The 10560-nt window shown below is 72.4% G+C and carries 12 protein-coding genes; 6 read left to right on the forward strand and 6 right to left on the reverse strand.

Features of this window, described 5'->3' with window-relative positions:
• The first annotated feature begins 151 nt into the window (after nucleotides 1–151).
• Nucleotides 152–697, forward strand: a complete 546-nt coding sequence (locus tag AB0F62_RS33505) for a DUF6542 domain-containing protein (protein WP_361808123.1) — start codon at nucleotides 152–154, stop codon at nucleotides 695–697.
• 88 nt (nucleotides 698–785) lie between these two features.
• Here the strand turns inward: AB0F62_RS33505 and ppgK are convergent, their stop codons facing one another.
• The 3 genes from ppgK to AB0F62_RS33520 all read right to left on the reverse strand — a co-directional run bounded on the left by ppgK (nucleotide 786) and on the right by AB0F62_RS33520 (nucleotide 2900).
• Nucleotides 786–1529 carry a polyphosphate--glucose phosphotransferase gene (ppgK, locus tag AB0F62_RS33510; protein ID WP_361808126.1) on the reverse strand — a complete coding sequence of 248 codons (744 nt, stop codon included), beginning with the start codon at nucleotides 1527–1529 and terminating at the stop codon, nucleotides 786–788.
• A 29-nt stretch (nucleotides 1530–1558) separates the two neighbouring features.
• Complete coding sequence (locus AB0F62_RS33515) at nucleotides 1559–2554, reverse strand: 4-hydroxy-3-methylbut-2-enyl diphosphate reductase (protein WP_361808129.1); 996 nt, start codon at nucleotides 2552–2554, stop codon at nucleotides 1559–1561.
• 154 nt (nucleotides 2555–2708) lie between these two features.
• Nucleotides 2709–2900, reverse strand: coding sequence for a hypothetical protein (locus tag AB0F62_RS33520; RefSeq protein ID WP_361808132.1), 192 nt, complete (start codon nucleotides 2898–2900; stop codon nucleotides 2709–2711).
• Nucleotides 2901–3097: 197 nt separating this feature from the next.
• Here AB0F62_RS33520 and xseA point away from each other — a divergent pair, with 197 nt between their 5' ends.
• The 3 genes from xseA (at nucleotide 3098) to AB0F62_RS33535 (ending at nucleotide 5378) form a co-directional block, all read left to right on the forward strand.
• On the forward strand, nucleotides 3098–4306 hold the full coding sequence (gene xseA, locus AB0F62_RS33525) for an exodeoxyribonuclease VII large subunit (RefSeq protein WP_361808135.1): 1209 nt from the start codon (nucleotides 3098–3100) through the stop codon (nucleotides 4304–4306).
• Nucleotides 4307–4395: 89 nt separating this feature from the next.
• Entirely contained in the window at nucleotides 4396–4638 is a 243-nt protein-coding gene (locus AB0F62_RS33530) for an exodeoxyribonuclease VII small subunit (protein ID WP_361808138.1), read from the forward strand.
• A 146-nt stretch (nucleotides 4639–4784) separates the two neighbouring features.
• Nucleotides 4785–5378 carry a malonic semialdehyde reductase gene (locus AB0F62_RS33535; RefSeq protein WP_361808141.1) on the forward strand — a complete coding sequence of 198 codons (594 nt, stop codon included), beginning with the start codon at nucleotides 4785–4787 and terminating at the stop codon, nucleotides 5376–5378.
• A gap of 62 nt (nucleotides 5379–5440) precedes the next feature.
• On the opposite strand, the gene AB0F62_RS33540 is transcribed toward AB0F62_RS33535, so the two are convergent.
• The gene (locus AB0F62_RS33540; protein WP_361808144.1) at nucleotides 5441–5977 is read right to left on the reverse strand and encodes a DUF4245 domain-containing protein; all 537 of its coding nucleotides are present in this window, start codon (nucleotides 5975–5977) and stop codon (nucleotides 5441–5443) included.
• Nucleotides 5978–6137: 160 nt separating this feature from the next.
• Between AB0F62_RS33540 and glpX the strand changes: the two genes are divergently transcribed.
• Complete coding sequence (gene glpX / locus AB0F62_RS33545; RefSeq protein ID WP_361808147.1) at nucleotides 6138–7181, forward strand: class II fructose-bisphosphatase; 1044 nt, start codon at nucleotides 6138–6140, stop codon at nucleotides 7179–7181.
• Between the two features lie 82 nt (nucleotides 7182–7263).
• Here the strand turns inward: glpX and AB0F62_RS33550 are convergent, their stop codons facing one another.
• Both AB0F62_RS33550 and AB0F62_RS33555 read right to left on the reverse strand, forming a co-directional pair.
• The gene (locus AB0F62_RS33550) at nucleotides 7264–7605 is read right to left on the reverse strand and encodes a WhiB family transcriptional regulator (RefSeq protein ID WP_361808157.1); all 342 of its coding nucleotides are present in this window, start codon (nucleotides 7603–7605) and stop codon (nucleotides 7264–7266) included.
• 457 nt (nucleotides 7606–8062) lie between these two features.
• On the reverse strand, nucleotides 8063–8740 hold the full coding sequence (locus AB0F62_RS33555) for a DUF1707 domain-containing protein (protein WP_361808150.1): 678 nt from the start codon (nucleotides 8738–8740) through the stop codon (nucleotides 8063–8065).
• 129 nt (nucleotides 8741–8869) lie between these two features.
• Between AB0F62_RS33555 and AB0F62_RS33560 the strand changes: the two genes are divergently transcribed.
• Nucleotides 8870–10528 carry a fumarate hydratase gene (locus AB0F62_RS33560; RefSeq protein ID WP_361808153.1) on the forward strand — a complete coding sequence of 553 codons (1659 nt, stop codon included), beginning with the start codon at nucleotides 8870–8872 and terminating at the stop codon, nucleotides 10526–10528.
• Nucleotides 10529–10560: the final 32 nt, after the last annotated feature.

Below are 10560 nucleotides of genomic sequence, written 5' to 3' on the forward strand. Positions count from 1 at the left end.
CACGCCCGGGCGGGGCGATCGGCGGACCGATCCACCAGTCTACGGAACGGACGGGCCCCCGGACCGGCCGCGGCCCCCGGCTGCCCCCTGAGGCGGTGAAAAGTCGTGTCCTGCCCCCGTTTTCACCCTCCTCGGCGCCTACGTTGGGTGCGTGGAGCAACACAGTGCGCGCACACCCCACAAGAACGGCGGTGCCCCCTCCGCAGCCTCCCGGCTGCCGCGGCCCGTACGCCCGCAGCGCCGCCCGCAGGGCGCGACGGCCGTCCGGGGCGGCCTGCCGCGCGGGCCGCTGCTGCTGCGGGTGGCGCGGTTGCGGCGGACGGAGCCCCGGCTGACCGGTCTGGGCACGGGCGTGTTCATCACGCTGACCGCGCTCGCCGGCGGTGCCGCGGACTCGCTGATCACAGGCGAGCCGGGGCTCCTCTTCGGGGTCGTCTTCCTGCTGGCCTGCATCGCCGCCGGCCTCTTCGTACGGCCCTACGACCTGTCGGCGGCGCCGGTCAGCGCGCCCATCGCCTTCACCCTCGCCCTGGCCGTGACGGCCGACGGCGACAGCGGGGGCTTCACGGGCCATCTGATGGGCCTGCTGACCGGTCTCGCCACCCAGACCGGCTGGCTGTACGGGGGCACGGTCTGCGCCGCGCTGATCGCGGCCGCACGGAAGGTGGCCTATGTGATGCGCGAACGGCGCCGCTGAGCGCCGCCCGCGCCGGATACAGCGCCGGCCACCACCGTCGGACGTCGCCATTGCGTCGCCGGCGGTGGTGGCCGTTGCCCTGTCGTCGTCAGGAGCGGGTCGCGGCGGCGGCCATGCCCGCGCCCACGATGCCCGCGTTGTTCTGGAGCGCCGCCGGGACGATCTCGGCCCTGATCCCGGTCAGCAGGGGCAGGAACTTGTCGGCCTTGCGGCTCACCCCGCCGCCGAGGATGAACAGCTCGGGCGAGAACAGCATCTCGACGTGGGCCAGGTACTTGTGCAGGCGCCTGGCCCAGTGCTCCCAGGTGAGGCCCTCGTCGTCCTTGACCTTGGTGGAGGCCCGCTTCTCGGCGTCGTGGCCGTTCAGCTCCAGGTGGCCGAACTCGGTGTTGGGCACCAGCCTGCCGTCGATGAACAGGGCGCTGCCGATGCCGGTGCCGAGGGTGAGCACGATGACCGTGCCCTTGCGGTCGCGGCCTGCCCCGTACTCCATCTCCGCCAGGCCCGCGGCGTCCGCGTCGTTGAGCAGCGTCACCGCGCAGCCGACCTTCTGCGACAGGAGCCCGGCGGCGTCCATGTCGATCCAGCCCTTGTCGACGTTGGCCGCGGTCCGCGTCATGCCGTGGGTCACCACTCCGGGGAACGTCGCCCCTACCGGGCCCGTCCAGCCGAAGTGGTCGACGACCTCCTTGACGCACTCCGCGACGGCGTCAGGGGTCGCGGGATGCGGAGTGAGCACTTTGAAGCGCTCCTCCGCCAGATCGCCACGCCCGAGATCGACCGGGGCGCCCTTGATGCCCGATCCGCCGATGTCCACACCGAAAACGCTCATGCCCCAACGCTACGACGTGGCACCGTCGGTCACCCCTCGGAGGTACCGCCCCGCATCAGCTCGGCGGCCTCGGCGCGCAGGTCCCGGCGGAGCTCCTTCGGCAGCGAGAAGGTGATCGACTCCTCGGCGGCCTTGACGATCTCCACGTCCTCGAAGCCCCGGGCCGAGAGCCACTCCAGCACCTGCTCGACGAGCACCTCGGGCACGGAGGCCCCGGAGGTGAGGCCGACCGTGGAGACGCCCTCCAGCCAGGCCTCGTCGATCTCGTCGGCGAAGTCCACCAGGTACGCCGCGCGGGCACCGGCCAGCTTGGCGACCTCCACCAGGCGCACGGAGTTCGAGGAGTTGCGCGAGCCGACGACGATGACGAGGTCCGCCTCGGCACCCATCTGCTTCACGGCGAGCTGGCGGTTCTGCGTGGCGTAGCAGATGTCGTCGCTGGGCGGCGAGATCATCTGCGGGAACTTCTCCTTGAGGGCGTCGACGGTCTCCATCGTCTCGTCGACGGAGAGCGTGGTCTGGGAGAGCCAGACGACCTTCGACGGGTCGCGGACCTCGACCTTGGCGACATCGGCGGGTCCGTCGACCAGCGTGATGTGCTCGGGGGCCTCGCCGGAGGTGCCGATGACCTCCTCGTGGCCCTCGTGGCCGATCAGGAGGATGTCGAAGTCCTCCTTGGCGAACCGCACGGCCTCCTTGTGGACCTTGGTGACCAGCGGGCACGTCGCGTCGATCGTGGCGAGCCGGCCCTTGGCGGCCTCCTCGTGGACGACCGGGGCGACGCCGTGCGCGGAGAACATGACGATCGACCCCTCGGGCACCTCCTCCGTCTGCTCGACGAAGATCGCGCCCTTCCGCTCCAGGGTCTGCACGACGTACTTGTTGTGGACGATCTCGTGGCGGACGTAGATCGGGGCCCCGTACTGCTCCAGGGCCTTCTCGACGGCGATCACGGCACGGTCCACACCCGCGCAGTAGCCTCGCGGGGCGGCGAGCAGGACGCGGCGGGAAGTCGTAGCGGTCATGCGCCCATCGTACGGGCCCCGGCAGGGGCCCGAGCGCTGCCCCGGGTGATCCACCGGGGGGTCGCGGAGGCGCTTCCGGAGCGCCGCGGGGCGCGCGGGAGCGGCCCCCCGGCCACGCGGACCGGGCGGGGACGGCGGAACGGATGCGCGGGCCTCAGCGGCAGCGCCGCGGACCCCGTGCGGCACGGCGCGCGGCGAGCGCCCATCCCGTCGCGAGCGCGGCGCCCGCGAGGGGCAGGCAGCTGAAGCAGCCGCAGCCGGGACCGTAGCGGCCGACGCGGAAACCGGCGTTGACGCGCGGCGGGCGTTCGGACGGGGGGTAGCCGTACCGGCGGGGTCGGCGCATGGGGACCTCCCAGGACCTACCGGTGACACCGGAGACACCGGAGACGGCGACGACAGTGGGCCACCTCCAGCGTGCCCGGCCGCGCGGCTGGCCGACAGCGGGGCGCGCCATTCGGGTCGGGCGCCGCGCGGACCCCGGGGCCGGCCGGCCCCGGCGGGAGGGGCGTCACTGTCCGTGGCGGGGGCTAGTCTCGGCGTATGGCTGTGAACACGTCCGCGGAGACGCCGATCCCGGTCGGCGAGGTGTCCCGGCTGATCGGCGGGTGGATCGACCGGCTCGGCCCGGTGTGGGTCGAGGGGCAGATCACCCAGTTGTCACGGCGCCCGGGTGCGGGCGTGGTGTTCCTGACGCTGCGCGATCCGTCGTACGACATCTCGCTCAGCGTGACCTGCCGCCGTGCGGACTTCGACGCGTTCGACGGCGCGGTCGGCGAGGGCGCGCGGGTCGTGGTGCACGCCAGGCCGGAGTGGTACGCGCCGCGCGGCCAGTTGTCGCTGCGGGCGGCGGAGATCCGTCCGATAGGCGTCGGCGATCTGCTGCTGCGGCTGGAGCAGCTGAAGAAGCGGCTGGCGGGCGAGGGGCTGTTCGCGCCGGCGCGCAAGCGGCCGCTGCCGTTCCTGCCGCAGCTGATCGGGCTGGTCTGCGGCCGGGCCTCGGCCGCGGAGCGGGATGTGCTGGAGAACGCGCGGCTGCGCTGGCCCGCGGTCCGCTTCGAGGTGCGCAACGTGCCCGTCCAGGGGGCGTATGCGGTGCCGCAGGTGATCGAGGCGGTCCGCGGTCTGGACGCCCACCCCGAGGTCGACGTGATCATCGTGGCGCGCGGCGGGGGCAGCGTGGAGGATCTGCTGCCCTTCTCGGACGAGCGGCTGGTGCGGGCGGTCGCGGAGTGCCGTACGCCCGTGGTGTCGGCGATCGGGCATGAGCCGGACACCCCGCTGCTGGACCTGGTGGCCGATCTGCGCGCCTCGACGCCGACGGACGCGGCCAAGCGGGTCGTGCCGGACGTGGGCGAGGAGCTGGCCCGGGTCGAGCAGTTGCGCCTGCGCTCGCTGCGGGTGATGCGCGGGCTGCTGGACCGGGAGGAGCGGGGCCTGGCCGCCGCGGTGAGCCGGCCCTGCATGGCACGCCCGCATCTGATGGTGGCCGAGCGCGAGGAGCAGGTCGCGGCCCTGCTGGAGCGCTCCCGCCGCCATCTGCGGCACCGTCTGGACCGCGCGGACGACGAGCTGTCGCACACCCGGGCGCGGGTCCTGGCGCTCTCGCCCGCCGCCACGCTGCAGCGCGGGTACGCGGTGCTGCAGCGCGAGGACGGGCAGGTCGTGCGCGCCGCCGGCGAGGTGGCCGAGGAGGAGAAGCTGCGGGCCCGGGTGGCCGAGGGCGAGTTCACCGTCCGCGTCACGCGCTGACCCCGCCGCAATCCGTGTCCCGCGCCTCGGCGCGGGCCGGGTACCGCGCGCCCGGCCGCCCTGTCGGAGGGCGGCCCTAGGCTGGTGCCATGGCAGATCAGGACACGCTGGGGTACGAGCAGGCCCGGGACGAGCTCGTCGACGTCGTTCGCCGTCTGGAGGCGGGCGGCTCCACGCTCGAGGAGTCCCTCGCCCTGTGGGAGCGGGGGGAGCAGCTCGCCAAGGTGTGCCGCGACTGGCTGGAGGGCGCCCGTGCCCGGCTGGACGCGGCCCTGGCGGAGGATTCCGGCGACGGCGCGGACGAGGGGCCGAAGGCGCCGGAGGGGGATTGACCGGGTGAGCGGGTGAGCGGGTCTCGGACGGCGTGAGCCCCGTCACGGGTCACCCCGGGAATGGTTGAAAATTCATCTATGTTGGAGCGCATGTCCCCACCGCGCCCCGACTGGGGCGGACCCCCCGATCACCGCAGAGGTACCCGATGAGCCTCCAGCTCGACACCGCCGCCCAGAACCTCCTCTTCCGCGACGCCCGCACCGCCAACACCTTCACCGACGAGCCGGTGAGCGACGAGCAGGTCCAGGCCGTGTACGACCTGGTGAAGTACGCCCCCACCGCCTACAACCAGCAGCCGCTGCGCATCGTGCTGGTGCGTTCCGCGGAGGGCCGCGAGCGCCTGGTGCGCCACATGAACGAGGGCAACCGGGCGAAGACCGCCGCCGCGCCGCTGGTGGCGATCCTGGCCGCCGACAACGAGTTCCACGAGGAGCTGCCGGACCAGTTCCCGGCCTTCCCGCAGGCCAAGGAGGTGCTCTTCGGCGAGCGCCCGGTGCGCGAGAGGTCCGCGTCCTTCAACGCCGCGCTGCAGGTCGGCTACTTCATCCTGGGCGTACGGGCCGCGGGCCTGGCCGCCGGCCCGATGACCGGCTACAACGCCGAGGCGATCGACAAGGAGTTCTTCACCGACGGCGACCACTCCGTCCTCGCCGTGGTCAACATCGGCAAGCCGGGCGAGCGGGCCTGGCGCGAGCGCGGCCCGCGCCTGGCTTACAACGAGGTCGTCACCACCGTCTGACGGCCACCGCCCGAGGACGAACCGGCACCGCCGCCGGCCACGGCCGGCGGCGGTGCAGCCGTTCAGCCCTGCCCGCCGCCGCGCGCCTCGAGCGCGGCGGCCAGCTCCGCGAGACGGGCCATCGGGGCCGTACCGGTGACCATCGTGGTCACCCCGCCCTCCTCGCGCACCAGCGCGTCGTACTTGGGGCCCTCGTAGCGCTGCCAGGTCTCGCCGCCGACGGTGCGCGTGCCCACCCGCTCGGCCTCGTGACTCATCTTTGCGACGAACTTCTCCGCGGCCTCATTGCTCTGCTCGACGGCCGCGTACTCGTTGGCGGGGTCGACGAATCCCAGGTGCCACCGCACCGCCTTCGGGTCGGCGGCCTGGTAGGTCACCGAGGTCGCCCGCCACTCCTTGCCGAGCCCCTCCGGGGCCGCCACCTGGTACGGCGCGTCGCGCCGCGCCTGGTCGAGTTCGACCCGGTAGCCGACCGCCTTGACGGGATCGTGGTTCTCGTCATGCGGGATGAAGAGCCAGATGACCGCGGCGACGACCCCGATCGCCGCCAGCGAGAGCACCATGTCCCGCAGTGTTTCCGTGCCGCGCTTCTTTGCCACGCCCCCTATCGTCCCCCATGCCCCGGACCGTCCCGGCCCCCGGGTCGTGCCCGGAGGAAATCCGCTCATGTGACAGCTGCCCTGCTCATCCTGGCGGGGGCCCGATAAGGTCGTAAGACCCTCTTATCCCGGCCGTCCTCGTACAGAAAGGTGCGCTGTGATGACCGAGCAGCACGAAAACCACAACTTGCCGCCGCAGCTCGAGGTGAACCCCGAGGCCCCCGACCGCAACCTCGCCCTGGAACTCGTCCGGGTCACCGAGGCCGCCGCCATGGCCGCCGGCCGCTGGGTCGGACGCGGCGACAAGAACGGCGCGGACGGCGCGGCCGTCAAGGCCATGCGCACCCTCGTCTCGACCGTGTCGATGAACGGCGTCGTCGTCATCGGCGAGGGCGAGAAGGACGAAGCACCGATGCTCTTCAACGGCGAGCGCATCGGCGACGGCCACGGCGCTGAGTGCGACATCGCCGTGGACCCGATCGACGGCACCACCCTGACCGCCAAGGGCATGCCCAACGCCATCGCGGTGCTCGCCGCCGCCGACCGCGGCGCGATGTACGACCCCTCGGCCGTCTTCTACATGGACAAGCTGGTCACCGGCCCCGAGGCCGCCGACTACGTCGACATCACCGCCCCGCCCTCGGTCAACATCCGCCGGGTCGCCAAGGCGAAGGGCAGCGCCCCCGAGGACGTCACGGTGGTCATCCTCGACCGCCCGCGCCACGAGGGCATCGCCAAGGAGATCCGGGAGACCGGCGCGCGGATCAAGTTCATCTCCGACGGCGACGTGGCCGGCGCCATCATGGCCGTCCGCGAGGGCACCGGCGTCGACATGCTGATGGGCGTCGGCGGCACGCCGGAGGGCATCATCGCGGCCTGCGCGATCAAGTGCCTCGGCGGCACCATCCAGGGGAAGCTCTGGCCGAAGGACGACGCCGAGAAGCAGCGCGCCCTCGACGCGGGCCACGACCTCGACCGGATCCTGCACACCGACGACCTGGTGAAGGGGGACAACGTCTTCTTCGTCGCCACCGGCATCACCGACGGCGAGCTGCTGCGCGGAGTGCGGTACCGCGCCGAGACCGCGATCACCCAGTCCCTGGTCATGCGCTCGAAGTCCGGCACGATCCGCCAGATCGACTCCACGCACCGGCTGTCGAAGCTGCGCGCCTACAGCACCATCGACTTCGACCGCGCGCGCTGAACCACCGCGGTTCGCGCCGCGCGCCGCCCCACGAGAGACCGGGACCCCGCCGCACCGGCGGGGTCCCGGCCCCTTTCGTCGTTCAGCCCGCCGCGGCGATCCGCGTGCCCGGCCGCTGCAGCTCCGCCTCACGGCGCCGGCGCCGGGCCAGTACGACCCGGCGCTCCGCGGCGGTCATCCCGCCCCACACGCCATAGGGCTCGGGCTGCATCAGCGCGTGCTCCCGGCACTCCAGCATCACCGGGCAGCGCGCGCAGACCCGCTTGGCGGCCTCCTCCCGGGACAGCCGCGCCGCGGTCGGCTCCTTCGACGGCGCGAAGAACAGACCCGCCTCGTCACTGCGGCACGCCGCCTCCGAGTGCCATGGGCCGCCCAGGTCCCGGGGGTGACTCAGGGAGGACCTGGAGGCTGCCGGGGGCTCGATCGGTTGAAGCACGGGATACTCCTGACGACGGCTCGGCTGGTGTCACCCTTGCCCGTCGCTGTGGCGCCTGTGCGTCTCCACGGGTCTGTCGGCGTGAGGAGTGCTGCGGCGAGCGACGTGTCCCCTTGCCCTACCCGCTGTGCGCGGGTTCATGCGCACCGTGTCGGGCGCGCCCCGGGCACCGGGTCCGCCGTGTGGGGATCCCCCGCGGCCGCCCGCCCGGAAGCCGCGCCATGGTGACCGCCCTTTCCCGGCAGGGGAGTTGGGCCCGGCACGCCGCGCCGGGGTCCGGTCGACGCGCGGTCGCCGGGGGCCGCCGCGCGGCACGTCGCGAGGTCGGCCGCGGGGTCGGCCGCGACGGCGGGTCGGCCGACGGCCCGTCACCGCGAGCCGGGGCGGGCGGCGCCGGTGCGCGGCCCAATCGGGCCGCGCCGTGGCGAGCCGCGGTCGACCGCGGTCAGCCGTCGAGTTCGGCGGGGCCGAGCCCCTTCTTCTTCACGCGCTTGCCGCGCCGCGGCTTGGCCTCGACACCGCCCCAGAAGGCGAAGCCCTGCACCTTGATGACCGGGGCGTTCGGGTCGGGCGCCTCGTACGCCTTGACGTCGGAGCCGCCCATGATGCCCACGACACCGCCGCCGTGGAGGGTGACGTTCTCGGGAACCCTGATCTCGATGCCGCCCATGATGGCGGTGCAGTTGATGACCAGTTCGGGGCTGGTGAAGGTGGCCTCGGTGAGGTCGATCACGACGCCGCCCATGATGGCGACGGCGTTGATCTTCGAGCCGACCCGCCAGCGGCCCCTGCGCTCGGCGCCGCCGAGGATGCCGATCAGGTTCGGGGTCTCCCCGGAGCCGTCGGGCACCCAGTGGTGCGCCCCCGGAGACGGGGCGGGCGCGCTCGTGGCGCGCCCCGCGGGGAGGTCGCGGACGTACGGCTCCAGTTCGCCGACGGTCTTGGCCGCGTAGACCCCGTCGAGCCGCTCGGAGTGCTCCTCGGTGGTCAGGCGCCCCTCCGCGAGGGCATCGCGAAGAATGTCCGCCACCCGGTCGCGGTCCGCGTCGGACGCGCGGATATCGGCTTCGGCCACGGGGCGCACGGGGTGCTGTTCACGCTTCTGGAGCGACGACTCATCCACCCGACTACCGTACACAAACGCGATAGATCGCGACTAGGGCCAGTGAGGGTCACCTCACACATCCGGCACCCCGCACACGCTCTACGCTTGTTGGGCTTCTATGACGCAGCGCCAGTGAGGATGTCCCTTATGCCCGAGTTTGCCTATACCGACTTGCTCCCCCTCGGTGAGGACACCACCCCGTACCGCCTGATCAGCTCCGAGGGCGTCAGCACCTTCGAGGCCGACGGGCGGACCTTCCTCAAGGTGGAGCCGGAGGCACTGCGCAAGCTCGCCGCCGAGGCGATGCACGACATCTCGCACTACCTGCGCCCCGCGCACCTCGCCCAGCTGCGCCGCATCCTCGACGACCCCGAGGCCTCCCCCAACGACCGCTTCGTCGCCCTGGACCTGCTGAAGAACGCCAACATCGCCGCGGCCGGCGTGCTGCCGATGTGCCAGGACACCGGCACCGCGATCGTGATGGGCAAGCGCGGCCAGAACGTGCTCACGCAGGGCGGTGACGAGGAGGCCCTGTCGCACGGCATCTTCGACGCCTACACCAAGCTCAACCTGCGCTACTCCCAGATGGCCCCGCTGACCATGTGGGAGGAGAAGAACACCGGCTCCAACCTGCCCGCGCAGATCGAGCTGTACGCGACCGACGGCGGCGCCTACAAGTTCCTCTTCATGGCCAAGGGCGGCGGCTCGGCCAACAAGTCCTTCCTCTTCCAGGAGACCAAGGCGGTCCTGAACGAGGCCTCCATGATGAAGTTCCTGGAGGAGAAGATCCGTTCGCTCGGCACGGCCGCCTGCCCGCCGTACCACCTGGCGATCGTGGTCGGCGGCACCTCCGCCGAGTTCGCGCTGAAGACCGCCAAGTACGCCTCCGCGCACTACCTGGACGAGCTGCCCGCCGAGGGCTCCCCGACCGGCCACGGCTTCCGGGACAAGGAGCTGGAGGAGAAGGTCTTCGAGCTCACCCAGAAGATCGGCATCGGCGCGCAGTTCGGCGGCAAGTACTTCTGCCACGACGTGCGCGTGGTGCGGCTGCCCCGGCACGGCGCCTCCCTGCCGGTCGCCATCGCCGTGTCCTGCTCCGCCGACCGCCAGGCCGTCGCGAAGATCACCGCCGAGGGCGTCTTCCTGGAGCAGCTGGAGACCGACCCGGCGAAGTACCTGCCGGAGACCACCGACGAGCACCTGTCGGACGAGGACGTCGTGCGCGTCGACCTCAACCGGCCGATGGACGAGGTGCTGGCGGAGCTGTCCAAGTACCCGGTCAAGACCCGGCTGTCGCTGACCGGCCCGCTGGTCGTCGCCCGCGACATCGCGCACGCGAAGATCAAGGAGCGGCTGGACGCGGGCGAGGAGATGCCGCAGTACCTGCGCGACCACCCGGTCTACTACGCGGGCCCGGCCAAGACCCCCGAGGGTTACGCCTCCGGCTCGTTCGGCCCGACCACCGCCGGCCGCATGGACTCCTACGTCGAGCAGTTCCAGGCGGCTGGCGGCTCCAAGGTCATGCTCGCCAAGGGCAACCGCTCCAAGCAGGTCACCGACGCGTGCGCCGCGCACGGCGGCTTCTACCTCGGCTCGATCGGCGGGCCGGCGGCCCGCCTGGCGCAGGACTGCATCAAGAAGGTCGAGGTCGTCGAGTACGCCGAGCTCGGCATGGAGGCGGTCTGGAAGATCGAGGTCGAGGACTTCCCGGCCTTCATCGTCGTCGACGACAAGGGCAACGACTTCTTCACGGATCCCGCCCCCGCCCCGACGTTCACCAGCATCCCGGTGCGCCCGGGGGCGTGACCGCCCGAGTCGGCCCGGCACCGCGTGCGCGG

The sequence above is a fragment of the Streptomyces sp. NPDC026673 genome, assembly GCF_040638135.1.
Lineage (GTDB): Bacteria > Actinomycetota > Actinomycetes > Streptomycetales > Streptomycetaceae > Actinacidiphila.